The 24,904-nt window shown below is 68.6% G+C and carries 18 protein-coding genes and 3 rRNA genes; 2 read left to right on the forward strand and 19 right to left on the reverse strand.

All coding sequences use genetic code 11. The annotated features are described in order from the left end of the window. The first annotated feature begins 39 nt into the window (after window positions 1–39). Window positions 40–858, forward strand: coding sequence for a GNAT family N-acetyltransferase (locus OO014_RS01675; protein WP_272460494.1), 819 nt, complete (start codon window positions 40–42; stop codon window positions 856–858). A 153-nt stretch (window positions 859–1,011) separates the two neighbouring features. On the opposite strand, the gene aspS is transcribed toward OO014_RS01675, so the two are convergent. Further along, on the reverse strand, window positions 1,012–2,799 hold the full coding sequence (gene aspS / locus OO014_RS01680; RefSeq protein ID WP_272460495.1) for an aspartate--tRNA ligase: 1,788 nt from the start codon (window positions 2,797–2,799) through the stop codon (window positions 1,012–1,014). A gap of 234 nt (window positions 2,800–3,033) precedes the next feature. Here aspS and OO014_RS01685 point away from each other — a divergent pair, with 234 nt between their 5' ends. Continuing rightward, on the forward strand, window positions 3,034–4,095 hold the full coding sequence (locus OO014_RS01685) for an acyltransferase family protein (protein WP_272460496.1): 1,062 nt from the start codon (window positions 3,034–3,036) through the stop codon (window positions 4,093–4,095). A 3-nt stretch (window positions 4,096–4,098) separates the two neighbouring features. On the opposite strand, the gene OO014_RS01690 is transcribed toward OO014_RS01685, so the two are convergent. The 18 genes from OO014_RS01690 to OO014_RS01775 form a co-directional block, all read right to left on the reverse strand. Beyond that, window positions 4,099–4,488 (reverse strand): YchJ family protein, encoded by a 390-nt coding sequence (locus tag OO014_RS01690; protein ID WP_272460497.1) that lies wholly within the window; start codon window positions 4,486–4,488, stop codon window positions 4,099–4,101. Next, complete coding sequence (locus tag OO014_RS01695) at window positions 4,485–5,177, reverse strand: NUDIX domain-containing protein (RefSeq protein ID WP_272460498.1); 693 nt, start codon at window positions 5,175–5,177, stop codon at window positions 4,485–4,487. The genes OO014_RS01690 and OO014_RS01695 overlap by 4 nt, the downstream gene beginning before the upstream one ends. After that, the gene (locus OO014_RS01700; RefSeq protein WP_272460499.1) at window positions 5,174–6,946 is read right to left on the reverse strand and encodes a CTP synthase; all 1,773 of its coding nucleotides are present in this window, start codon (window positions 6,944–6,946) and stop codon (window positions 5,174–5,176) included. The genes OO014_RS01695 and OO014_RS01700 overlap by 4 nt, the downstream gene beginning before the upstream one ends. Window positions 6,947–6,962: 16 nt before the next feature. Next, window positions 6,963–8,171 carry a glycosyltransferase family 4 protein gene (locus tag OO014_RS01705; RefSeq protein ID WP_272460500.1) on the reverse strand — a complete coding sequence of 403 codons (1,209 nt, stop codon included), beginning with the start codon at window positions 8,169–8,171 and terminating at the stop codon, window positions 6,963–6,965. Further along, on the reverse strand, window positions 8,168–9,865 hold the full coding sequence (gene murJ / locus OO014_RS01710) for a murein biosynthesis integral membrane protein MurJ (RefSeq protein ID WP_272460501.1): 1,698 nt from the start codon (window positions 9,863–9,865) through the stop codon (window positions 8,168–8,170). The genes OO014_RS01705 and murJ overlap by 4 nt, the downstream gene beginning before the upstream one ends. After that, entirely contained in the window at window positions 9,862–10,770 is a 909-nt protein-coding gene (locus OO014_RS01715) for a hypothetical protein (RefSeq protein ID WP_272460512.1), read from the reverse strand. The genes murJ and OO014_RS01715 overlap by 4 nt, the downstream gene beginning before the upstream one ends. Continuing rightward, a complete protein-coding gene (locus tag OO014_RS01720) occupies window positions 10,767–11,711 on the reverse strand; it encodes a copper transporter (RefSeq protein ID WP_272460514.1) in 945 nt (314 codons plus the stop codon). Before OO014_RS01720 ends, OO014_RS01715 begins: the two co-directional genes overlap by 4 nt. Beyond that, window positions 11,708–12,889 carry a putative cytokinetic ring protein SteA gene (steA, locus tag OO014_RS01725; protein WP_272460516.1) on the reverse strand — a complete coding sequence of 394 codons (1,182 nt, stop codon included), beginning with the start codon at window positions 12,887–12,889 and terminating at the stop codon, window positions 11,708–11,710. The genes OO014_RS01720 and steA overlap by 4 nt, the downstream gene beginning before the upstream one ends. 95 nt (window positions 12,890–12,984) lie before the next feature. Next, window positions 12,985–14,784, reverse strand: a complete 1,800-nt coding sequence (recN, locus tag OO014_RS01730; protein WP_272460518.1) for a DNA repair protein RecN — start codon at window positions 14,782–14,784, stop codon at window positions 12,985–12,987. A 9-nt stretch (window positions 14,785–14,793) separates the two neighbouring features. Continuing rightward, window positions 14,794–15,837: an NAD kinase gene (locus OO014_RS01735; protein ID WP_272460521.1), complete on the reverse strand. Its 1,044-nt coding sequence runs from the start codon at window positions 15,835–15,837 to the stop codon at window positions 14,794–14,796. Beyond that, window positions 15,834–16,637 carry a TlyA family RNA methyltransferase gene (locus tag OO014_RS01740; protein WP_272460522.1) on the reverse strand — a complete coding sequence of 268 codons (804 nt, stop codon included), beginning with the start codon at window positions 16,635–16,637 and terminating at the stop codon, window positions 15,834–15,836. The genes OO014_RS01735 and OO014_RS01740 overlap by 4 nt, the downstream gene beginning before the upstream one ends. Next, window positions 16,634–16,855, reverse strand: a complete 222-nt coding sequence (locus OO014_RS01745) for a hypothetical protein (RefSeq protein WP_272460523.1) — start codon at window positions 16,853–16,855, stop codon at window positions 16,634–16,636. The genes OO014_RS01740 and OO014_RS01745 overlap by 4 nt, the downstream gene beginning before the upstream one ends. Before the next feature lie 70 nt (window positions 16,856–16,925). Next, window positions 16,926–18,035, reverse strand: coding sequence for an HAD-IIA family hydrolase (locus OO014_RS01750; RefSeq protein ID WP_272460526.1), 1,110 nt, complete (start codon window positions 18,033–18,035; stop codon window positions 16,926–16,928). A 16-nt stretch (window positions 18,036–18,051) separates the two neighbouring features. Beyond that, window positions 18,052–18,804 (reverse strand): tetratricopeptide repeat protein, encoded by a 753-nt coding sequence (locus tag OO014_RS01755; protein WP_272460527.1) that lies wholly within the window; start codon window positions 18,802–18,804, stop codon window positions 18,052–18,054. Beyond that, window positions 18,801–19,220 carry a hypothetical protein gene (locus OO014_RS01760; protein ID WP_272460528.1) on the reverse strand — a complete coding sequence of 140 codons (420 nt, stop codon included), beginning with the start codon at window positions 19,218–19,220 and terminating at the stop codon, window positions 18,801–18,803. The genes OO014_RS01755 and OO014_RS01760 overlap by 4 nt, the downstream gene beginning before the upstream one ends. Before the next feature lie 238 nt (window positions 19,221–19,458). Then, a 5S ribosomal RNA gene (gene rrf, locus OO014_RS01765) occupies window positions 19,459–19,575 on the reverse strand. 79 nt (window positions 19,576–19,654) lie between these two features. Next, window positions 19,655–22,785 (reverse strand): 23S ribosomal RNA (locus OO014_RS01770). Window positions 22,786–23,134: 349 nt separating this feature from the next. Then, window positions 23,135–24,656, reverse strand: a 16S ribosomal RNA gene (locus OO014_RS01775). Together the 16S, 23S and 5S rRNA genes form the textbook arrangement of a ribosomal RNA operon. Window positions 24,657–24,904 lie beyond the last annotated feature (248 nt).

The raw sequence follows: 24,904 nt of genomic DNA on the forward strand, positions 1-24,904 counted from the left end.
ACCGACCCCGCTCCCACCGAGTTGAAGGATCAGACCCGCATGACCGATGCCACCCGCCGCGCCGGTGCCGTGATCCTCCGCACGCACGCGGACCTGCTCGCGGCGACCGGCGGTGACGCCTTCGTCCGCTACGACCTGGCGGACCCCCTCGACGGCCCGGGGTGGGCGCTCGGTTCGGCGCTCATCGTCCCTCGCCGGACGCACACCCGGCGTCTCGGGCTCGTCGTCCTCGGCTCCGCCGCGGACGTGGCAGACCTGGCGGCGGAGCTCACCGGGCACGACCACGCCGACAACCCACTCGATGACCCGCAGGTCCTGCATGCGACCGTCGAGCGGGCGGCGTTCGAGTCATTCGCTTCGGTGGTCCCCCTCACCGATCCGGGTGGGGACTGGGAGTGGATGTGCACGCACACGGAGCCTCCCCTCGTCGATGCGGAGGCCCGGGTCCGTCCTCTGGATGAGTCCGACGAGGCCGACATCCGCACGCTGCTCGAGGTGGCCAACGCCCGCACCGACGCTCGACCCTTCGAGACCAGGGGCCAACGGTGGGTCGGTGTCCGCGACAGCGCGGGCACCCTCGTGGCGTGCGGCGTCCTCGACCGCACGCTGTCCGGCGCGCCGATTCTCGAAGGCATCACGGTCCGTGCCGACCAACGCGGAACCGGGCTCGGTCTCGCGGTCACCGCGGCACTCACCCGTGCCGCGGTCCGGTCAGACGGCTGCTGCACCCTCGGCATGTACTCCGACAACGACGTCGCCCGTCGGCTCTACCACGGCCTGGGCTACGGCGACGACCACATCTGGTCGAGCCGACGCCTCGTCCATCGCACCGACCTCCCACGCGGAGCCGCACACTGACTCAGCTGCCGCGACGCCGCTCGCACCAAAGACCTGGATGCGTCGCCTCAACCCGACGCATCCAGGCCAACTGGACACACGACCCCGACGCACCGAGGCCGGGCCGACGCTTCCACGCCAGTGCGACGCGGGGACCTCGACCCGATCGCGGGCTCAGCCCGCGTCAGCCGGCGCCGCGTCGACGCCCGCCTCCTTGCGCTGCTGGGGGGTGATCGGCGCGGGCGCCGCGGTCAGCGGGTCATAGCCGCCACCGGTCTTGGGGAAGGCGATGACGTCGCGGATCGACTCGGTGCGGGCGAGCAGCGAGACGATGCGGTCCCACCCGAAGGCGATGCCGCCGTGCGGCGGGGCGCCGTACTGGAAGGCGTCGAGGAGGAAGCCGAACTTCTCCTGCGCCTCCTCGGCCCCGATCCCCATGACGTCGAAGACCCGCTCCTGCACGTCCCGGCGGTGGATACGAATCGAGCCGCCGCCGATCTCGTTGCCGTTGCACACCATGTCGTAGGCGTAGGCGAGCGCCGAGCCCGGGTCGGTGTCGAAGGTGTCCTCGAACTCCTTCTTCGGCGACGTGAAGGCGTGGTGCACGGCGGTCCAGGCGCTGTAGCCGAGCGCGACGTCGCCCGAGGCCGTCGCTTCTGCGGCGGGCTCGAAGAGCGGCGCGTCGAGCACCCAGAGGAAGCTCCACTGCGACTCGTCGATGAGATCGCACCTGCGACCGATCTCGAGCCGGGCGGCGCCGAGCAGCGCCCGCGACGACTTGGCGGGGCCGGCGGCGAAGAACACCGCGTCGCCTGGCTGGGCGCCGACGTGCGCGGCGAGGCCGGCCCGCTCGGTGTCGGTGAGGTTCTTGGCGACCGGACCGCCGAGCTCGCCGTCCTCCTGGACCAGCACGTAGGCCAGGCCCTTGGCGCCGCGCTGCTTGGCCCACTCCTGCCACGCGTCGAGCTGCTTGCGGGGCTGCGATGCGCCACCCGGCATGACGACGGCGCCGACGTACTCGGACTGGAAGACCCGGAAGGGCGTGTCCGCGAAGTACTCGGTGCACTCGACGAGCTCCTGCCCGAAGCGCAGGTCGGGCTTGTCGGAGCCGTAGCGGGCCATGGCGTCGTGGTAGGTCATCCGCTGGAACGGCACGTCGAGCTCGACGCCGATCAGCTTCCAGATCTCCCGGACGACGGCTTCGCCGAGCTCGAGCACATCGTCCTGCTCGACGAAGGACATCTCGATGTCGAGCTGGGTGAACTCGGGCTGCCGGTCGGCCCGGAAGTCCTCGTCGCGGTAGCAGCGGGCGATCTGGTAGTAGCGCTCCATCCCGGCCACCATGAGCAGCTGCTTGAACAGCTGCGGGCTCTGCGGGAGCGCGTACCACGAGCCCGGAGCCAGCCGGGCCGGCACGAGGAAGTCACGGGCGCCCTCGGGGGTCGACCGGGTCAGGGTGGGCGTCTCGATCTCGACGAAGTCGCGCTCGCCGAGGACCTTGCGGGCGGCGGCGTTGACCTTGGAGCGCAGGCGGATGGCGGCACCGGCGGAGCTGGCCCCCGGGCGACGCAGGTCGAGATAGCGGTGCTTGAGCCGGGCCTCCTCCCCCACGGTGACGCGCTCGTCGATCTGGAAGGGCAGCGGCGCGCTGGCGTTGAGCACCTCGAGCTCGTTGACGATGACCTCGATCTCGCCGGTGGGCAGGTCGGGGTTGACGTTGCCCTCCGGTCGCACGCGCACCTCGCCGGTCACCCTGACGCAGTACTCGTTGCGCACCTCGTGTGCCCCGCCCTCGGCGAGCACCTCGTCGCGCGCGACGACCTGGGCGATGCCGCTGGCGTCTCGCAGGTCGAGGAACGCCACGCCGCCGTGATCTCGCCGCCGGGCCACCCAGCCGGTGAGTGTGACGGTTTCCCCGGCGTGGTCTGAGCGCAGGGTGCCGGCCTCGTGAGTGCGGAGCACGAAGGTTGTCCTTCCGATGGTGCGGTGGTTGCGTGCGGCGGTGGCGATGCTGCCGTATGCCGCTGGGCTCGCTCGCGCTCCGATGGTGCCGTGGGCAGGGGGTCGGGTCGCGGTCGGGGCACAGGGCGCCGACTGCCAATCCTACGGGGTGAGTCAGGCCGCCCGACGCCGGCGGAACGGTCCGCCCAGCGACTGGAGGGTGGGTTGGAGCCGAACATTGCCTAGGCTCTGCCCGTGCAGCACTCCCGCAACCGCGACCTCGACGGCGTGCGCGGCCTCGCCATTGTCCTGGTGGTCGCCGCGCACAGCGGCCTCCCCATCCGGTGGGGAGCCCTGTCGGGAGTCACCCTCTTCTTCGTCCTGTCCGGCTATCTCATCACCAGCCTGCTGATCCGTGAGTGGGACCGCTGGGGCTCCGTGTCGCTCTGGCGCTTCTGGGGTCGGCGCACGCTGCGCCTCCTACCGGCCCTCCTGGTCTTTCTCGCGCTCGTGCCCCTCCTGCTCTGGGCCACTGGGGACTCCCGGCTGCCGAGCTATCCGGGGGCGGCCCTCGCGTCCCTCTTCTATGTCGGCAACTGGGTGCGCATCGCCGGCACTGACCTCGGCGTGCTCAACCACCTGTGGTCGCTCTCCGTCGAGGAGCAGTTCTACGTCGTGTGGCCGCTTCTCTTCATCGCTCTGATGACGTGGGGGCGACGCCACCTGATGGGTCTGGTCCTTGGGCTCGCGGCGGTGGCCACCGTCTACAGCGTGTGGACCAAGGGGTCCTTCATCCGTCTCGACATCTCCACCGAGACCAATGCGTTCGCGCTCCTGCTGGGCGTGTCCCTGGCGGTCGCCCTGGCGTCAATGGCGCGCAAGGGCTGGCACCCACCGCGGGTGAGCGTGCTCATCCCCTTCGTCGTCATGGTGCTCGTCTCGGCCTTCCCGTCGCACGACGTCGCGACCGACCACGGCCTGTTCCGACCGTTGGGAGCGATCTATGCCGTGCTCGGGGTGTGGCTCGTCGCGGCCGCCGTCCTCGGCCACTCGCCGGTCGTGGCCTCGCCGGTGATGGTCTTCTTCGGGACCATCAGCTACGCGCTCTATCTGTGGCACCAGGCGCTGATCAACTCGGTGCTGTTCGGCGACAAGTCGATCCTGCGCAACCTCGGGCTCATCGCGGCCGCGATGGTCCTGTCGTGGCTGTCCTGGGTGCTGGTCGAACGGCCGGCGGGCCGGCTGCGCGGCCGGCTGCACCTGGACGAGCCGTCCCGCCGGCAGCGAGCGGCCCAGGAGACGCAGCCCGTCCCGTAGCGTTCAGGCCTCGTCCTCGGCGACGTAGCACCAGCGCCCGGCCCGCCGTGCGAACCGGCTCACTTCGTGCAGCTCCCCCGTGCCGTGCGGCCCGGTGTTGGACGCAATGAACTCGACGGTGCCGGTCTCGTCGTCGGGGCCGCCGCCCTCGACGCGGATGATCCTCAGGCCGGTCCAGACCACGTCATGGTCGACGAGGGGGCGCTCCGGGCGGGTGCGTGGGTGCCAGGTCCGGAAGATGTGGTCGGCATGGTGGCGCGCGTAAGCGGTGTAGCGCGACCGCATCAGCTCCTCGGCGGTGGGCGGCTGTCGGACGCCGTCGAGGACCGGCTCGCAGCACGCGGCGTAGGGGCCGCCGCCGCAAGGACAGCCCCCCGCTGCTGAGCCAGTCACCGGTGGTCCCCCGACGACGCGGCGCGGCGTTGCGCCTCCCAGGCGGGCCAGGCAGCGTCCTTGGGCCGCAGGGTGGCCCAACCGGCAGCGCGGGCAGCGTGCGCGGTGAGCACCCCGATGAGGCAGGCGCTGTTGCTGATCCGGCCGGCGAGCGCCGCCTGGTGCGCCTCGTCCAGCGGCACCCAGAGCGGCCGGATGGTCAGCTCCTCGGCGTGCCGCTCGTGGAGGTGCTCTCCCGGCACGTCGGCCAGGTCTCGGGCGAGGAAGATCCGCACCGGCTCCGGGAAGGCGCCGGCGGAGACGACCTCGTCGACGAGGACGTCCCACTTCCCGGCGGCGAGGTCGACCTCCTCGGCCAGCTCGCGGGCCGCGGCCTTCCAGTGCGGCTCGCCGGCCACGTCGAGCAGACCGGCCGGCAGCTCCCACACGTGACCGCGGGTCGCGTGACGGTACTGGCGGATCAGCAGCACGTGGTCGACCCCGTCGAACGGGTGCAGCGCCACGATGGCCACGGCCCCCGGGTGCTCGATGAACTCCCGGACGACGACGCCGCCCTCGCCCAGGTCGACGCGGTCCCGCCTGACGTCGAAGATCAGGCCGGAGTAGGGCACTGACGACTCGATCACCGGATTGGAGGTCCAGTCCTCGACGACGTCGGTGGCGTTGCCCCGGGGGGCCGACAGGCTCACTCCGCCTCGACGGCGACCGGCACGAGGTCCGGCTCGGCAGACCGCTGGGCGGCCCCGGGCTGCGAGTCGCCGAGCGGGTGCCCGTCCTCGTCGTGGGCATGCCTGGGTCGCTCGACCTCGACAAGGCGCTGGGCCCGCTGCTGCTCGAGCGCCGCACCGATCAGGCCCGCGAAGAGCGGGTGCGCCCGGTTGGGACGGGAGAGGAACTCCGGGTGGGCCTGCGTCGAGACGTAGTAGGGGTGGACCTCCTGGGGCAGCTCGACGAACTCGACGAGGTGCCCGTCCGGAGAGGTGCCGGAGATGACGAGCCCGGCGGCCTCGAGCTGCTCGCGGTAGCCGTTGTTGACCTCGTAGCGGTGCCGGTGGCGCTCCTTGACCTCGGCGGCCCCGTAGGTCGCCCGAGTGACCGAGCCGTCCTTGAGGCGGGCCGGGTAGAGCCCGAGCCGCATCGTGCCGCCGAGGTCCCCGGCGCCGTCGACGAAGGCCTTCTGCTCCTCCATCGTCGCGATGACGGGGTCGGCCGTCTGCGGGTCGAACTCCGTTGAGGAGGCGCCGCTCACGCCGAGCACCGTCCGGGCGTACTCGATGACCATGCACTGCAGTCCGAGGCAGATGCCGAGCGTCGGGACCTGCTTCTCACGCGCCCAGGTCAGCGCTCCGAGCTTGCCCTCGATGCCACGCACCCCGAATCCGCCGGGGACGAGCACGGCGTCCACGCCACCGAGCGCGTGCTGTGCCCCGGCCGGCGTCTGGCAGTCGTCGGAGGCGACCCAGCGGATCCGGACCTTGGCGTCGTGGTGGAAGCCGCCGGCCCGCAGCGCCTCGGTCACCGAAAGGTAGGCGTCGGGCAGGTCGATGTACTTGCCCACGAGGGCGACCTCGACGTCGTGCTCGGGGTCGTGGACGCGCTCGAGCAGCTGGTCCCACTCGGTCCAGTCGACGTCGCGGAAGTTCAGGCCGAGGCGCCGGATGACGTAGGCGTCGAGCCCTTCGCGGTGGAGCACCTTGGGGATGTCGTAGATGCTCGGCGCGTCGACCGCTGCGGCGACGGCGTCGACGTCGACGTCGCACATGAGGGAGATCTTGCGCTTGATCGGCTCGGGGATGTCCCGGTCGGCGCGGAGCACGAGGCCGTCGGGCTGGATGCCGACCTGGCGCAGTGCGGCGACGGAGTGCTGGGTGGGCTTCGTCTTCAGCTCACCGCTCGGCGCGATGTAGGGCACGAGCGAGACGTGGAGGAAGAAGCAGTTGTCGCGGCCGATGAGGTGGCGGACCTGGCGGGCCGCCTCGAGGAAGGGCAGCGACTCGATGTCGCCGACGGTGCCACCGATCTCGGTGATGATGACGTCCGGCGCGTCCGGTGTCCCGGTGGCGAGGGCGCGCATCCGGGCGACGATCTCGTTGGTGATGTGCGGGATGACCTGGACGGTGTCGCCGAGGTACTCCCCGCGGCGCTCTCGGGCGATGACGGTGTTGTAGACCTGGCCGGTCGTCACGTTGGCGCTGCCGACGAGGTTGACGTCGAGGAACCGCTCGTAGTGCCCGATGTCGAGGTCGGTCTCCGCGCCGTCGTCGGTGACGAAGACCTCCCCGTGCTGGAACGGGTTCATCGTCCCGGGGTCCACGTTGATGTAGGGGTCGAGCTTCTGCATCGTGACGCGCAGGCCACGGGATCGAAGCAGTCGGCCGAGGCTGGAAGCCGTCAAGCCCTTGCCGAGGGATGAGGCGACGCCTCCGGTCACAAAGATGTGCTTCGTCGTTTCCACCACGGGCTTTAAGTCTACGTCATTGCCGGAGTGCTGCCGTGTAGCGCGACACCCAGCGGCGCGCCTCGTCCTCCGGGGTCGCCCAACGCTGCGCCTCCGACCGCGCCGCGGCACCGAGGCGGTCGCGCAGCGGGCCGTCGGACAGGAGCTCGTCCACGGCGTTCGCGATGCCCTGCGCGTCCCCGACGTCGACGAGCAGTCCCGCGTCGCCGACGAGCTGGGGCAGGCCGCCGGTGCGCGTGGCGACGACCGGCAGGCCGGCCGCCATCGCCTCCTGGACGACGAGGGCGCGGGCCTCCCACCGGCTGGGCAGGACGAAGACGTCAGCGGCCCGCAACCAGCGAACGACGTCCCGCTGGGGCCCGACCAGACGCAGCGGTATGCCGCTGAGCTCGCTCTCCAGGTCCGCTCGCAGCCGCTCGTCCCCTCCTCCGACGACGACCCACGCAGCTCGCGTCCGGGCGGCCCCAGCGGCTGCCACGAGGGCGTGCAGGTCCTTCTGCGGGGCGATGCGGGCGATGGTGAGCACGAGGGGCAGGTCGGGGTCGACGTCGTGGCCGTCCCGGCGCAGCTGCCGTCGCTCCGCGTGGCGCTCCTCCTGGCTCGGACGTGGCGACGCCAGCAGCTCCCCGACCTGAGGTGACGCCACGGTGGCCAGCTCGACCCGCCGCGCGCCGAGGTCCTCGGCGAGGCTGACGAGGTCGGCGCTCGCGCCGGTCACGAGCGCGGCCCGGCTCAGCGCCCACCGGATCGCTCGGTGCGCCGACGTGCGGGCGGCGTCGCGCACTCGCGTACGCACCCCACGCCACACTCGAGTGGCCCCACTCCCCACACCCCCACCAGCTCGAGTGGCCCCACTCCCCACACCCCCAGGGACGGGGCCCGTGGGCAGCGTGTTGTGCAGCGAGATGACGAGCCGTGGTCGGGGGCGAGCGCGGGCGACCGCCACCGCAGCGACGACCGCAGCCTGGTGGCCGTGCGCGTGGACGACGTCGACCGTCCCGGCGAGGTTCTTGAGCAGGTGCCAGTCGACGAGCCCCCGGGGAGCCCCGATGCCGCGATGGACGGGCCAGAGTCTGCGGGCATCGACCCAGCCGAAAGCGGCCGCCGTCGAGGACGAGGTGGCGAGGGCGACCTCGACACCGGCCGACCTCAGGTCGCGCGTCAGCCGGTCGACGTGCGCGCCGATGCCACCCGTGGACTCGCCGACGACCATGAGGACCTTCATTCCTGACCTCCGGGGGTGCTGGGGGCCGGTGACCGCAGCGTGCGGAGCCGGCGCGGGAGGCTCGGGTCAACCGCCCAAGCGACGAGGGTGAGCACGATCGCCGAGCCCACCCCGACGGCTGTCGCGAGACCCAGTGCAGCGAGCAGGTCCTGGCTCGCGAACCGCTCCCCTGCGAACCACCCGACCGACCCGGCCGCGACCGCGCCGACCACGACCGCCAGGAGTGGCCGCGCCGGGACAGCCAGCACCGAGCGGCCCCACTCCCGCCCAACGAGGACGGCGAGCGCCGCTGCACCGCAAGACAGCCCGACACTGGAGCCGAGGGCCAGCACCCGCAGCGACGCGGGCCCGTCGCTCTCTGCCGGGTCGAGCAGGACGAGGGGCAGCACGGTCGTCGCCAGCCAGGCGACCCCGATCAGCGCCCCCGCGAGCACCGCCTTCTCGCCGAGGTAGCAGGCCCGGCTGAGCAGCGCGATCGCCCCGAGCGCCGGGACCGTCGGCGCGAAGGCAACGAGCGCGCCTGCCATTGCCGCGAGGGTCGCCGCCGAGGCGGTCGCCGAGCCGCCGGCGTCAAGGTGGGTGAAGAAGCTGCCGACCGGGCCGGCCACCGCGACGAGGATGCCGGCGCCGGCGATACCGACGGCGAGGACGCCGAACCAGCTGTGGCGCAGGGTGGTGTGTCCCTCGGGACCGAGCCCCGGGCCACGCCGGCGGCCTCCTGTGGGCCGGGGCGGCGCCACCGCCACGGCATGCGCGAGGCCCGGGAAGGCGGCCGTCGCGAGAGGGACCGCGAGCACCGCATACGGAAGGAGCGTCACGGCCTGCGCGTAGAGGAAGACGTTGAGCGTGCCCACGCCGCCGCGGTCGTTCGCGAGGCGGATGACGACGAGTGTGGCGAGCTGCTGTCCGGCGACGCCGAGCAAACCGGCGAGCGCGAGGGACCGGACTCGGTTGCCCGTGCCGGCGGGGAAGCGCAGCAGGGGCCGGAGCCGGACACCGACGCTGCGGAGCGGCGCCACCACCGTGATCGCCATCGCAGCGACCCCCAGGGTCGTCCCGACCGCGAGGATGCGCACGCCCTCCGACGGAACGGCTGCGATCGCGGCAGCCGGCTCCGGCACGGCCGCGCGGTAGAGGAGGTAGGTGGCGATGACGACGAGGCTCGACACGAGCGGCGCCAGCGCCGACGCGACAAACCTGCGGTGGGCCTGGAGCACCCCGCCGACGACGATGGCAATCCCATAGAGCGGCAGCTGGATCGCGAAGACCTCGAGGAACTGGGTGCCGAGGGCCACCTCGTCGCTGCAGCCGGTGCCCAGCAGGGTCGCGGCGATCGGGCGGGCGGCCAGCAGGACGATGACCCCGAGCGGGAGGAGGACGACCAGCGCCCAGGTGAGCAGCGCGGAGGCCGTCTCGTCTGCGCGGGCCCGGTTGCCCTGAGCGAGGGCGCCGGCGACGAGGGGCACTGCTACGGCTGCCAGCACGCCACCGGCGGCGATCTCGAAGATGACATTGGGCACCGCATTGACCGACTGGTAGACACTGCCCACGCAGGTGGCGCCGACGGAGTGCGAGAAGGCGAACCACCGCCCGAACCCGACGACTCGCGCCACCACGGTGATTGCGGCGATGGACCCGGCAGCGGCCACCACGCTGCGGACGGGAGACGATCCCGGCGCCGGCTCACCCCTCATGTCCGGGCCCGACCCCACTCGTCCAACCGGCGCAACGTCGGATTGGCTTCGATGACACGGGTGAAGCTCACCCTCTCGGACGCGAGAGTGAGGGCCGTGAGGCCGCCCAGGGCGAGCAGGCGGCCACGTAGGCCCATGCTCTCCACCAACGCCAGCCCGACCAAGGCACCCGCAGCGTTGGCGCCGGTGTCGCCGAGCATCGACGTCCCCGCCAGATCGTCCCGGATGACCCCCGCCGAGGCCCCCAGAGCTGCTGCAGCAGCGGCAGATCCGTTGAGAGCCAGAGGCGCCGCGCAGACCAGTACGACCTTGAGGGCACGGCCTGGCCGCAGGTCAAAGAGGTTCGCGGCATTGGCCGCCCCTGCGATGACAGCGCCGCCCAAGAGGGTCTCGATGGTTCCGACCGGGTGCCGGACCTCGTTCCGGTCAGCGAGGAGTGCCGCGGCCACGCCGGTCGCCGCGAGACCCAGCACCTTGATCGCGCCCGTCGTCACCTCGCCGCGCCGGAGCGCACCGAGATGGCCTCTGAGGCCCTTGCTCTTCGCACTCCCGGCCACGTCGTCGAGCACGCCGAGGGCACCGCTCCCGACGACCACGAGCAGGGCCGGACCGACGGTGTCCCGCCGGTCCCGTTGGCGCCGACGGACGCCGCGACCCGAGCGAGCCATCGAGGCGAGGGCCAGTCCCGCGGCGGCTCCCGCGACCCAGACGGGGCCCTCAAGGAGAGTGACCGGCTGACCTGCATGGTTGCTCCTCTGCCAGCGGGCTCTGGTGTTCACCGGCAGCCGGGCGGCGAGCGCCCGGCCCACCGCGGTCGCGGCCGCAGCCGCAAGCGCCGCAGTGAGCGCCGATGTCGGCTCCCCGATGCCCGAGTCAGCTGGAGAAGCCCCCGCGCCGTCCGTCACTGCGTCACTCTCGGCGTCGTGGCCGTGGCTCCGTCCGCCGTCCCGTAGTGCGCGACCTCTCCGGCCAGTTCGGCCTGGAGTGCCAGCACGACGATGGCCGGGCCCGAGGGGTCGCTCGCATGGTCCACCGTGGAGATGAGCCGCGCGGTGGCATCGACCGTCCGGACCGCCGCAACCGCATCCGAGGTGGCCGGCTGGCCGGCCGCCCGGACGGGCTCCGGTCCGGCGACGACGGCACCGGCGGAGCTGTCGGCCACGAAGCGGGCCAAGGTCCGGATCGTCTCTGCTCTGCGCTGCACCTCGGCCTCGTCTCCCGCAAAGGGGGCCGAGACGATGATGGCGAGGTCCGCGGGCTCCAGCCGCTCGGTCGAGGAGGTGACGAGGTCGGCATCCGTCAGCGTCTTGAGCGCCGCCGCCCGCGACTCGGACGCAGACACGACGTCCGTGCTCACCGTGAGGCGGGCGAGCCCTTCGGCGAGCAGCGCGTCACCGGACAGGGGTGACGAGATGCCGAGGGTCGATGCTGCTGCAGAAGCCGCCTCGGCTCGGTCCGCGGCGAGTGCGGGATCGAACCAGTCGCTGCCGAGGGTGACCGTGCCATTGAGCGTCGCGCCGCTCGCCGTCACCGCTTCCTCGACCAGGCCGACCAGCGTGCCGTCGGCGGCGGGAAGCACGAGCACGACGACCTTGTGACCCGGCAGCGAACCAGCGATGACCCGTTCACTCACCGCCGAGGCGTAGTCGTCACCGGCTGCCACGCGGCGCTCGCTCGCAGCGAGGCTTTCGTTGAGGTCCTGTTTCTCGGCGCGCAGCGCAGACACCTGGTCGGTGAGCTGGGAGCCCAGGTTGCCCTGGAGCGGCCCGGCGCCGAGCACGATGCCGACGGCCAGGGCCAGAAAGATCGAGATGATGGAGACGAGATGGTAGCGAAAGTCGATCACGTGAAGATCTCCACGACAGCGGTCCAGAGGTCGTCCCACCTGGCGGCGATGACCTGCAACCAGGCTTGGCCGGCAGGCGTGGCGGACAGCGCCACAAAGAGGGCGAGGAGGCCGACGAGGAGCATCAGCATGAGCAGTCGCGCCGGCAGCCGAGCCTGGTAGAGCCGACTCACCCCCTTCGCATCGACGAGCTTGCCGCCGACCCGGAGGCGCGTGAGGAACGTGGACGCCTGACCGTCCCGGCCCTTGTCGAGGAACTCGACCAGGGTGACGTGGGTGCCGACCGCGACGATGAGCTCGGCCCCGGCGTCGTCAGCGAGCAGCATGGCAACGTCCTCGCTCGTGCCGGCGGCCGGGAAGACGACCGGGGTGATCCCGAGCGCCTCCACGCGGGCCAGTCCGGGCGCTCGGCCGTCCCGGTAGGCGTGCACGACGATCTCGGCGCCGGAGCGCAGCGCCCGGTCGGAGACCGAGTCCATGTCACCGACGATGAGGTCCGGGCGGTAACCCGCCTCGAGGATGGCATCGGCTCCCCCGTCGACGCCGATCAACAGCGGGCGGTACTCGCGGATGTACGGGCGGAGCGTCTGGAGGTCCTCGCGGTAGTGGTAACCACGCACGACCACGAGCGTGTGCCGCCCCTCGATCCGGGTGCGGATGGGCGGGATGCCGATACCGTCGAGCAGCAGCTCCCGCTCCTTGCGGATGAACTCCATGGTGTTCGTCGCGAACGCCTCGATCTGGACGGCGAGTCCGGCGCGTGCGTCGTGCATCTGGGACTGGATCTCGTCGGCGTCGAGCCGCCGTCCCGTGCCCACCTTGGTCGAGCCGTGCCACACGTCCGCGCCATCCAGGCGCAGCTGGTCCCCGTCGTGCAGCTCCATCACGCCGGGCCCGGCCGCGTCGACGATGGGGATGCCGGCCTCGTTGAGGATCTGCGGGCCGACGTTGGGATAGCGACCGGAGATCGAGGCGGACGCATTGATGACGGCTGCGGGACGGGCCGCGACCAGGGCGTCAGCGCTCACCTTGTCGAGGTCGCCGTGGTCGATGACGGCGATGTCCCCGGCGCGCAGGCGCTTGGTGAGGTTCTTGGTCCGCGCGTCCACGCGGGCAGGGCCGATCAGCCCCTCACCCGGGGCAGGGGTGTGCGTGCGGCGGCGGAGAGACATGGCCATGGTTGCCCCCATCGTGCCACGTCGGCGGCGCCCGACCGGCACCGCACCGCGGCGTTCGAGCGTCCCGTCGGCCCCAGGGCCGCACGACTCGGCCGTCAGGCCGCACCCGCTCGGGCGTCCCGCAGGGCTGCCGTCTGCTCCAGCAGGTCCCGAGCATGAGCCAGACCTGCCTCCGAGTCCGGGTCGCCCCCCATCATCCGGGACAGCTCGCTGAGCCGTTCGTCACCGTCGACGACCGTGACGCTGCTCGAGGTCACGGCGCCGTCGTCGGACTTGTGGACGACGAGATGGCGGTCCGCGAAGGCCGCGACCTGGGCCAGGTGGGTGACCACGATGACCTGAGCGTGCTCGGCCAGGGCGGCGAGACGTGCCCCCACGTCGAGCGCGGCCCGACCCCCGACGCCAGCATCCACCTCGTCGAAGACGAAGGTCGGCGGGGTCGATGCCCGATGCTGGGACAAGGCCAACGGTCCGTCGGCGGCACCCGGGTGCGCCCCGACGACCTCCAGCGCGAGCATGACCCGCGAGAGCTCACCACCTGAGGCGGCTTTGGCCACGCTGCGCGGTGCCGCCCCGGGGTTGGCGGCGAGGAGGATCTCGACGTCGTCGGCACCGTGCCGGCTGATCCGCACCCGCTCTCCGGTGGGCAGCAGGACGCCATCCTCGTCCGGTCGCTGGTCGACCTGCACGTCGATGACGGCCTTGCCCATGGCAAGGTGGGACAGCTCCGTCGACACGCGCGCGGCGAACTCCGCGGCCGCCGCCCTGCGGGCTGCCGTGAGCTCGGCAGCGGACTCGGCCAGCTCTGATGTGAGCTCGTCCACGCGTGCCCTCAGAGACTCCACCCGGTCGTCCGCCGAGACCAGCGCATCGAGCCGCGCCGCCGCCTGCTGGGACCACTCGAGCACCTCGTCGACGGTCTCGCCATACTTCCGCGTCAGGGCTGCCAGCGCGGCCCGACGCTCCTGGACGAACTCCAGTCGTTGCGGGTCCAGGTCCACGTCATCCAGATAGGCGGTCAGGTCCGCGGAGACGTCGCCGACGAGCGCCGCAACCTCGTCCAGCCGCGCGTCGAGCTCACCCAGCCTCGCGTCATGGACCGCCGCATGCGACAGCGCCGAGCGAGCCGACCCGACGAGGTCACGGACGCTGGGAGCGGGCTCAGCGGCATACTCCTCACCACTGAGATCGGTGAGCGCGCGAGCCGCAGCGAGTCGAAGGCTGTCGGCGTGAGCCAACCGCTCGTCCTCCGCCCGCAGGGCCAGATCCTCCCCAGGCTGGGGATCGACGGCCTCGATCTCCTCGAGCGCCGCGGTGAGCGAATCCATCTCGCGCGCACGCTCACGGGTCTCTGCCATGAGACGGCCGTGTTCGGCGCGGGCCGCACGCCACTCGTCATGAAGCACAGCCACCCGGTCGCGCAGCAATCCGAGGACCGGTCCACCGAAGTCGTCGAGCACCTCACGGTGCGCGTCACCCTGCTTGAGACGCCACTGGTCGGCCTGCCCATGGACCGCGACCAGGTGTCGCCCCAGCTCGGCCAGCACGCCCACCGGGGCGGTCCGTCCTCCGACGTGAGCCCTCGAGCGTCCGGCGGCGCTCAGCGTCCGGGCGATGACGAGCTCGCCGTCGTCGTGCTCGGCCCCGGCCTCTGCGGCCCGCTCGAGCGCCGGGTGCCCCGTGGGAAGCTGGATGACACCTTCGATGAAGGCCTGGTCTGCGCCGCTGCGGACCAGCCCGGAGTCGGCTCGCTCGCCGAGGAGCAGACCGAGACCGGAGACGACCATGGTCTTGCCGGCACCCGTCTCGCCCGTCAGCACGTTGAGGCCCGGGCTCAGCTCGAGAACGGCATCGTGAATGACGCCGACCCCGCGGATCCTCATCTCGCTGAACACGGGTCCACCTTAGGGCCGAGCACCACCAGCGCCAGGACTTTGCCCCGGCGCCTCCCCGGGCGTGGCGGGCGACACCGGCTCTGGAGGTGCGGCCCCGTCAGGGCCGCTCCGGATCCAACGGTCGGTCCGCTGCTCAGCGCCCGACGGAGGTCCGCTGCGCCGACCGTCGCCTCGCCATCCCCGAACCGGCAGATGGAACTTCGCGACGAGACGATCGGTGAACGGCCCCCGAGTCAGCCGGGCGAGCCGGACCGGACGCAGACCCCGTCGCACTTCGATCCGTGCGCCCGGAGGCAGGTCGATGTGACGGCGGCCGTCGCACCACATGATGCCGACGACGTCCGTGCCGGTCCTGAGCTCGACCGCCACGTGGGAGTCCGGCCCGAGGACGAGCGGACGGGCGAAGAGGGCATGGGCGCTGTTGGGCACGAGGAGCATCGCCTCGACCTGAGGCCAGATGACCGGACCGCCGGCGGAGAAGGCATACGCCGTCGAGCCGGTCGGCGTCGAGACGATCAAACCGTCGCCACCCCAGCTCGACAGGGGCCGGCCGTCCACCTCGATGGTGAGCTCGATCATCCGCTCCCGGGAGGCCTTCTCCACGCTGACCTCGTTGAGGGCCCAGCTGCTCGCCACGATCTCGCCGTCGAATTTCGCATCGACGTGCAACGTCATTCGTTCGTCGACGGTGTACTGACGGTTTGCGATGTGCTCCACCGTGGCATCGAGGTCGTCCCGCTCCGCCTCGGCAAGGAAGCCGATGTGGCCGAGGTTGATGCCGAGCAGGGGGACGTCGACACTCCTCGCGAACTCCGCCCCCCTCAGGATCGTGCCGTCGCCGCCGAGGACGACGACGAGGTCACAACCCTCGGCCACCGTCTCCTCCCGCGCGATGTGGACGCGCTTGCTGTGCTTCAGGTCGAGGACCTTTGCCTCGTCGGCCTGCAGCGAGACGTCGATCCCCAGGTCGGTGAGCCGCTTGATGACCCCTTTGGCCACGGTGAGCGCCTCGGGCCGGCGCGGGTGTGCCACCAGCAGGATGCGGCGGGTCACGGTTCCTCCTCCTGGGCGTCGATCGACTCCAGCATGTCATCCACGCCAAGGGCCCCCGCGCCCGGGCGACGTGGCGCGAGCCACAACAGGAACTCGACGTTGCCCTCACCACCCCTGATCGGGCTGCGCGCTGCCCCGCGCACGTCGAGCCCGACCGCGGCCGCCGCCTCGTGCACGGTGCGCAGCACCCGCCGATGCTCCGCACGCGAGGTCACGACACCGGTGCGAGCCAGGCGCTCACGACCGACCTCGAACTGGGGCTTGACGAGCACGACGAGGTTGCCGGCGTCTGACACGAGGCGTCGCATTGCGGGCAGCACCACCGTGAGCGAGATGAAGCTGACGTCACAGACGACGAGGTCGAACGGCTCACCCAGCGCGGCCGGCTCGACGTCGCGAACGTTGGTGCCCGGCAGGTCGAGCACCCGAGGGTCAGCAGCGAGCGTGGCCACCAGTTGACCATGTCCGACATCAAGGGCAGTGACGTGCTCCGCGCCGTGCTCGAGAAGCACCTGAGTGAAGCCGCCAGTGCTGGCACCGACATCGAGGCAGCGACGACCGTCGACCTCGATCGGCCACAGCACCAGCGCCCGCAGGAGCTTGTGCGCGGCGCGGCTGACCCACCGCTCAGCGTCGCGCGTCAGGACGATCTCGGTCGAGGTGGACACCTGGTGGCTGGGCTTGGCAACCACGGTGCCGTCCACGACGACCACGCCGGCACGGATCAGCTCACCCGCCCGAGCCCGGGAGCGGGCGAGGCCGCGGGCCACGAGCGCGGCGTCGAGTCGGCCTCCGGTCACGCGCCACCAAGGTCGCTGAGCCGCGACTGCAATGCCGCGTGAGTCCGTTCACCCGCAGCGATCCGCTCCGAGAGCGACCCTGCCTGCGCGGCGGCGAGGTCGCGAAGGGAGTCGTCGATCGACTCGTCCCCCGTCTGCGGCACCTCGGTGGCGGCGCCGGTAGGGACCACCGGGTCCTCGGCGTCTCCGGGCTGCTGCTCCGCGAGCTCCATGTCCATCCTGCCTCCGTGCCGTGACGTGAGCGCTCTCCTTCGCGAACGAGCGCGGTCTCCTCAGCCACCGTATCGGTTACCCGGATCGTGACCCGCTCAGCAAGGCGTCGAGCTGCGCAGCAACCTCGCCGAGTCCCACCCCCGTGAGAAGCCCGCTCCCTCGTGCATCCAGTGCAGCCGCCAACCCGGCCCGCACCAGCTCGATCGGGTCGGCAGGTCCGGGCTTCAGGTCCAGACCCTCGGAAGTGGCGCGGGCCCAGCCCCCGGCGCAGGTGTACCCGTCATCGCTCCTCAGCACAGCGGCATACGGCTGCTCGAGCTCCGCGAGGTGTGAGATGACCCAGGTCGGAACCCCGCCCTCCGGCTGCCGCAGCAGCTCGCTCGGAGGGTGGACGCCGGTGAGGACCCACGCCGAGTCGAGCCCGGCCGCCACGGCTCCCGCGATGTCGGTGTCGAGGCGGTCACCCACCGCGAGTGTCGCCTCCAGGGTGGTGCCCAGCCGCTCCACGGACGCCTGATAGAGCGGCGCGTGCGGCTTGCCGACCACGAGGGGGTCGCGACCGACCGTTTGGGCCAGGAGGGTGACGTAGGCCCCGTTCCCGGGGGCCAGGCCCCACTCCATGGGCAGCGTCGCATCGCCGTTCGTCGCCACCCACACGGCGCCGTCAGCCAGGTGACGGGCCGCCGACTCGAAGTCCTGGACCGTCAGCTCGCGGCCCAGTCCCTGGAGCACGGCGGCCGGCGGGGCACCGCTGGCTGACCTTGCGGGTTGGACGGGCTCGAGGCCCACCTCCGCCAGGGCGGCGGACACGCCCTGGCCACCGAGCGCCAGGACGCGAGAGCCGGGTACGAGCAAGGCGGCCAGCGCCGCTGCCCCTGCCTGGGCACTGGTCACGACGTCCGGCGAGCTTGCCGGCAGGCCCAGCTCACTCAGGTGCTCCGCCACCTCCGAGGGCAACCGAGACGCGTTGTTCGTCGCGTAGACGATGCGCATGCCCTCGCGCACCAGTTGCCGGAGGACGTCGGGCGCACCGGGCACGGCCCGCGATCCTCGGTAGACCACACCGTCCAGGTCGCAGACCAAGCCCGCGTACAACCCGCGCAACGGTCCCTCAGCCCGGTGAGCCAGCATGCGCTCCACTGCCTCGGCCCGGAGTGTCCCCTGGCCCGAGGTCCGGCCGTTCATGCGAGGCGCACCCGGCTCACCGCTCCTCGGGGCTCAGGCCCTCGTCGTCGTCCTCGAGGTCCGGCGAGAGGTCGATGACCTCGGCGCCGTCGAGCTCATCGAGCCGCTCAGCCGCGTCCGTCTCCAGCTCGTGGTCCGCGTCGGCCGCTCGCGCAAACCACTCCCGCGCGCCGCTCGGGTCTCCAGCGGCGAGCTTGGCGTCAGCGTAGGCGTAGTACAGCCGGGCAGCGGAGGGGCGGTTGGGGCTCAGCCTGCGGACCAGGTCCGACAGGCCGGCGATGGCGGAATCGAGCTGGCCGAGATCGCGACGCAGTCCGGAGACGACGATGGCGAGCTCCACCCGGTCGTCGATCGCCAGGTTCGCGGCCTCGTCGCTCTGCGCAAGCTCGAGAGCCTTGACATGGCGTCCCAGGGCTCGCTCGCAATCGACCATGAGCGGCAGAAGGTGGCTCGACCCCGACAGGCGACGCACGGTCCTGAACTCGCTCAGGGCGCGGGCCCAGTCACCCATCCGGTAGGCCACGAGCCCCAGTGCCTCACGGGCAGCGGGCACCCGTCCGGCCCGGCGCGCGGCGGTCTCCGCATGGGCCAGAGCCGCCTCGGGGTCCGTGTCGAGCAGTTCGGACACCATGACCAAGTGCTGCGCCACCCCCTCGGCGTTCTCCTTGGACAGTGTCCGCAGCTGGTTCTTGACCCCCCGGTCGACCTCGTGGCCGGTGACACCCTCACGGATCCGCGGCTCGGGCTTACGTGGCGACTTCGGTGTCAAGCGGGGGCCACCCCGACGGTCGAGATCGGGACGGGAAGCCCCACCTCGGGACTCGCGCCGCGGACCGCCCTGGGGGTCGCGCCGGCCACGCTCATCGCTATCGCGACGCCCCCCAGAGGGCCGTGCGGCGCCACGGCGGTCGTCACGGCGGTCGTCACGGCGGTCGTCACGGCGGTCGTCACGGCGGTCGTCACGGCGGTCGTCACGGCGGTCGTCACGGCGGTCGTCTCGCTCTGAATGGCGCCCACGGTCCGAAGAACCAGACCGCGACTCACTCCGCCGGTCATCACGGCGGTCATCACGGCGGTCATCACGGCCCTGATACCGCTCGCCGGGGCCACTCCGAGACCCCCGCGGGGCGTCCTGACGGCTCCCGCCCGAGCGACTCCCTCGGTCTTGGCCTCGACTCTGGTCACGGCCGCGATCACCAGAACCGCCCTGCCGCGCGCCCCGACGATCGGACGGCCGGCCGTCTCCGCCCCTGGGACGGGACTCGCCGTCGCCCCGGGATCCACGGTCCTTCCAGTCGCGATCGTCGCTCATGGGATCATCCTTCCGCCTCTGGCTGCGCTCGCACCATCCCATGGCGCAGCGCATAAAAAAAAGGGGTCCTGGACGAAGCTGTGAAGTTTCGTCCAGGACCCCAGAAAGTGTGTCCGGCTGCGTCCTACTCTCCCACACCGTCACCAGTGCAGTACCATCGGCGCTGAAGGGCTTAGCTTCCGGGTTCGGAATGGAGCCGGGCGTTTCCCCTTCGCTATGGCAGCCGTAACTCTATGGAGATATCAAATCAGTGTTGTGGTCCCGTTTGTATCTCGGGAACTGCACAGTGGACGCGTAGCATCTTTGTTAGGTCAAGTTATCGGCTTATTAGTACCGGTCAGCTCCACACATTGCTGTGCTTCCACATCCGGCCTATCAACCCAGTCGTCTAGCTGGGAGCCTCTCGCCCTCGCGGGCGTGGAAACCTCATCTTGAAACGTGCTTCCCGCTTAGATGCTTTCAGCGGTTATCACTTCCGAACGTAGCTAATCAGCGGTGCTCCTGGCGGAACAACTGACACACCAGTGGTTCGTCCATCCCGGTCCTCTCGTACTAGGGACAGCCTTTCTCAAGTTTCCTGCGCGCACAGCGGATAGGGACCGAACTGTCTCACGACGTTCTAAACCCAGCTCGCGTACCGCTTTAATGGGCGAACAGCCCAACCCTTGGGACCTACTCCAGCCCCAGGATGCGACGAGCCGACATCGAGGTGCCAAACCATGCCGTCGATATGGACTCTTGGGCAAGATCAGCCTGTTATCCCCGGGGTACCTTTTATCCGTTGAGCGACGGCGCTTCCACAAGCCACCGCCGGATCACTAGTCCCGACTTTCGTCCCTGCTCGACATGTCTGTCTCACAGTCAAGCTCCCTTGTGCACTTACACTCAAAACCTGATTGCCAACCAGGCTGAGGGAACCTTTGGGCGCCTCCGTTACCTTTTAGGAGGCAACCGCCCCAGTTAAACTACCCACCAGGCACTGTCCCTGATCCGGATCACGGACCGAGGTTAGATGTCCAGAACGACCAGAGTGGTATTTCAACGTTGACTCCACCATCACTGACGTGACGGCTTCACAGTCTCCCACCTATCCTACACAAGCCGTACCGAACACCAATACCAAGCTGTAGTAAAGGTCCCGGGGTCTTTCCGTCCTGCTGCGCGTAACGAGCATCTTTACTCGTAGTGCAATTTCGCCGAGTTCGTGGTTGAGACAGTGGAGAAGTCGTTACGCCATTCGTGCAGGTCGGAACTTACCCGACAAGGAATTTCGCTACCTTAGGATGGTTATAGTTACCACCGCCGTTTACTGGCGCTTAAGTTCTGAGCTTCGCCTTGCGGCTAACCCGTCCCCTTAACGTTCCAGCACCGGGCAGGCGTCAGTCCGTATACATCGTCTTGCGACTTGGCACGGACCTGTGTTTTTAGTAAACAGTCGCTTCTCCCTGGTCTCTGCGGCCGATCACGCTCGGGAAGCAAGTTCCGTCACGATCAGGGCCCCCCTTCTCCCGAAGTTACGGGGGTATTTTGCCGAATTCCTTAACCACGATTCACTCGATCGCCTTGGTATTCTCTACCTAACCACCTGAGTCGGTTTGGGGTACGGGCGGCTCGAACCTCGCTAGAAGTTTTTCTCGGCAGCATAGGATCACCCTCTTCCCGCATACGCGGTCACTATCAGGTCTCAGGCTTGTATGAGGTCCGGATTTGCCTGGACCTCGCCCTACACCCTTGGACGTGGACTACCATCGCCACGCGGAGGCTACCTTCCTGCGTCACTCCATCGCTTGACTACTACAAGTTCGGTTCGTGCGCTCCACGCACCCGGTGACCCCGAAGGGTCGGTGGGCGCGCTTCAGGCACTTAGCATCACAAGCCTCGTCAGGGGCGGTTCTTCGCCGGTTCCGGAATATCAACCGGATGTCCATCGACTACGCCTGTCGGCCTCGCCTTAGGTCCCGACTTACCCAGGGCAGATTAGCTTGACCCTGGAACCCTTGGTTATTCGGCGGACGGGTTTCTCGCCCGTCATTCGCTACTCATGCCTGCATTCTCACTCGTGTGGCCTCCACGGCTGGATCACTCCGCCGCTTCCCTGGCCACACGACGCTCCCCTACCCATCAACACGCCTGGACACCAGACCCGCAGGTGCTGGTGCCGAGCAAATATGTCAATGCCACAGCTTCGGTGGTGTGCTTGAGCCCCGCTACATTGTCGGCGCGGAATCACTTGACCAGTGAGCTATTACGCACTCTTTAAAGGGTGGCTGCTTCTAAGCCAACCTCCTGGTTGTCACAGCAACTCCACATCCTTTCCCACTTAGCACACGCTTAGGGACCTTAGCTGGTGATCTGGGCTGTTTCCCTCTCGACTACGGAGCTTATCCCCCGCAGTCTCACTGCCACGCTCTCACTTGCCGGCATTCGGAGTTTGGCTAACGTCAGTAACCTGGTGAGGCCCATCGGCTATCCAGTAGCTCTACCTCCGGCAAGAAACACGTGACGCTGCACCTAAATGCATTTCGGGGAGAACCAGCTATCACGGAGTTTGATTGGCCTTTCACCCCTACCCACAGCTCATCCCCTCAGTTTTCAACCTAAGTGGGTTCGGTCCTCCACGCAGTCTTACCTGCGCTTCAACCTGGCCATGGGTAGATCACTCCGCTTCGGGTCTAGACCCAGCGACTAGAACGCCCTATTCGGACTCGCTTTCGCTACGGCTTCCCCACACGGGTTAACCTCGCCACTGAGCACTAACTCGCAGGCTCATTCTTCAAAAGGCACGCCGTCACCCCACACGCCCAATGGCGGGAGGCTCCGACGGATTGTAGGCACACGGTTTCAGGATCTATTTCACTCCCCTCCCGGGGTACTTTTCACCTTTCCCTCACGGTACTTGTCCGCTATCGGTCACCAGGGAATATTTAGGCTTAGCAGGTGGTCCTGCCAGATTCACACGGGATTTCTCGGGCCCCGTGCTACTTGGGATCCCCCTCTGGAGTCCACACCATTTCGTCTACGGGGGTCGCACCCTCTGTGCCGAGCCATTCAATGCTCTTCGACTATGACGCAGATTTCTTACTCCATGCCGGGATGTCAGTCCCGACCGAGAGGTCCCACAACCCCGGACGTGCAACGCCTGACAGCTATCACACACGACCGGTTTGGCCTCATCCGCTTTCGCTCGCCACTACTCACGGAATCACTGTTGTTTTCTCTTCCTGTGGGTACTGAGATGTTTCACTTCCCCACGTTCCCTCCACACGCCCTATATATTCAGGCGCGGGTGACTGGACTTGCCTCCAGCCGGGTTTCCCCATTCGGAAATCCTCGGATCACAGTCTGGTTATCGACTCCCCGAGGCTTATCGCAGATTCCTACGTCCTTCTTCGGTTCCTGGTGCCAAGGCATCCACCGTGTGCCCTTAAAAACTTGGCCACAAAGATGCTCGCGTCCACTGTGAAGTTCTCAACATACAACCGGCACCCCACCGCCACCCGGACACACGTCCAAGCCTTGGCAGGGCCCACAACCAGAGCAACCAGAACAAGCATGCGCTCGCCCGATCCCTCAGGACCCAACAACGTGTCAAGCACCACCCACACGACACCAGCTTTCCCCGACCACACCCACCAAAGGGCTCACGGTCCGTACTCACCAGCACCACGCACGCAGCGCCAACTAATCGATGTTCCACCCTTGAGCACCCGCTGCCCCACACTCGGGGACAGACCGGGCTCTGCACCAGAACCCACCCAACGGGCCGGCCTGGTCAGACGCTCCTTAGAAAGGAGGTGATCCAGCCGCACCTTCCGGTACGGCTACCTTGTTACGACTTAGTCCCAATCGCCAGTCCCACCTTCGACGGCTCCCCCCACAAGGGTTGGGCCACCGGCTTCGGGTGTTACCGACTTTCGTGACTTGACGGGCGGTGTGTACAAGGCCCGGGAACGTATTCACCGCAGCGTTGCTGATCTGCGATTACTAGCGACTCCGACTTCATGGGGTCGAGTTGCAGACCCCAATCCGAACTGAGACCGGTTTTTTGGGATTCGCTCCACCTCACGGCTTCGCAACCCTTTGTACCGGCCATTGTAGCATGCGTGAAGCCCAAGACATAAGGGGCATGATGATTTGACGTCATCCCCACCTTCCTCCGAGTTGACCCCGGCAGTCTCCTATGAGTCCCCACCATCACGTGCTGGCAACATAGAACGAGGGTTGCGCTCGTTGCGGGACTTAACCCAACATCTCACGACACGAGCTGACGACAACCATGCACCACCTGTACACCAGTCCGAAGAAGCACCCATCTCTGGATGTGTCCGGTGTATGTCAAGCCTTGGTAAGGTTCTTCGCGTTGCATCGAATTAATCCGCATGCTCCGCCGCTTGTGCGGGCCCCCGTCAATTCCTTTGAGTTTTAGCCTTGCGGCCGTACTCCCCAGGCGGGGCGCTTAATGCGTTAGCTGCGGCACGGAACTCGTGGAATGAGCCCCACACCTAGCGCCCAACGTTTACGGCATGGACTACCAGGGTATCTAATCCTGTTCGCTCCCCATGCTTTCGCTTCTCAGCGTCAGTAGTGGCCCAGAGACCTGCCTTCGCCATCGGTGTTCCTCCTGATATCTGCGCATTCCACCGCTACACCAGGAATTCCAGTCTCCCCTACCACACTCTAGTCTGCCCGTACCCACTGCAAGTCCGGGGTTGAGCCCCGGATTTTCACAGCAGACGCGACAAACCGCCTACAAGCTCTTTACGCCCAATAATTCCGGACAACGCTCGCACCCTACGTATTACCGCGGCTGCTGGCACGTAGTTAGCCGGTGCTTCTTCTGCAGGTACCGTCACTTTCGCTTCTTCCCTGCTGAAAGAGGTTTACAACCCGAAGGCCGTCATCCCTCACGCGGCGTCGCTGCATCAGGCTTTCGCCCATTGTGCAATATTCCCCACTGCTGCCTCCCGTAGGAGTCTGGGCCGTGTCTCAGTCCCAGTGTGGCCGGTCGCCCTCTCAGGCCGGCTACCCGTCGTCGCCTTGGTGAGCCACTACCTCACCAACAAGCTGATAGGCCGCGAGCCCATCCCAGACCGAAAAACTTTCCACACCCAGCACATGCGTGCGAGTGTCATATCCGGTATTAGCTCCGGTTTCCCGGAGTTATCCCAGAGTCTGGGGCAGGTTACTCACGTGTTACTCACCCGTTCGCCACTGATCACCCGAAGCAAGCTCCGAGATCACCGTTCGACTTGCATGTGTTAAGCACGCCGCCAGCGTTCGTCCTGAGCCAGGATCAAACTCTCCGTTGAAGTAAAACACCCACGAAGGGCAAAATCACTGACTGAAGTAAACAACTAGCTATAAAAAGCAGTCATCATTCAACCAAAGGATAATATCGCGCAGGACACAACCAACCACCCGAACACTACGAGCAGCCAGCCACACCCCACCACGAGGTAAAACATTGGCATCGATTTTTGACACGCTGTTGAGTTCTCAAGAATCGGACACACACCATCAACCAGCTCACCGAGCCAGCCTCCGGGGCAACCCTTCT

Source organism: Intrasporangium calvum, assembly GCF_028446585.1.
In the GTDB taxonomy this organism is placed as follows: domain Bacteria; phylum Actinomycetota; class Actinomycetes; order Actinomycetales; family Dermatophilaceae; genus Intrasporangium; species Intrasporangium calvum_A.

Bases quoted from the DNA above. Each gene is read 5' to 3' on its own strand.
- OO014_RS01675 (WP_272460494.1), top strand. From the start codon at position 40: ATGACCGATGCCACCCGCCGCGCCGGTGCCGTGATCCTCCGCACGCAC.
- murJ (WP_272460501.1), bottom strand. From the start codon at position 9,865: ATGAGGGGTGAGCCGGCGCCGGGATCGTCTCCCGTCCGCAGCGTGGTG.
- OO014_RS01750 (WP_272460526.1), bottom strand. From the start codon at position 18,035: ATGAACGGCCGGACCTCGGGCCAGGGGACACTCCGGGCCGAGGCAGTG.
- OO014_RS01745 (WP_272460523.1), bottom strand. From the start codon at position 16,855: ATGGACATGGAGCTCGCGGAGCAGCAGCCCGGAGACGCCGAGGACCCG.
- steA (WP_272460516.1), bottom strand. From the start codon at position 12,889: ATGGCCATGTCTCTCCGCCGCCGCACGCACACCCCTGCCCCGGGTGAG.
- OO014_RS01705 (WP_272460500.1), bottom strand. From the start codon at position 8,171: ATGAAGGTCCTCATGGTCGTCGGCGAGTCCACGGGTGGCATCGGCGCG.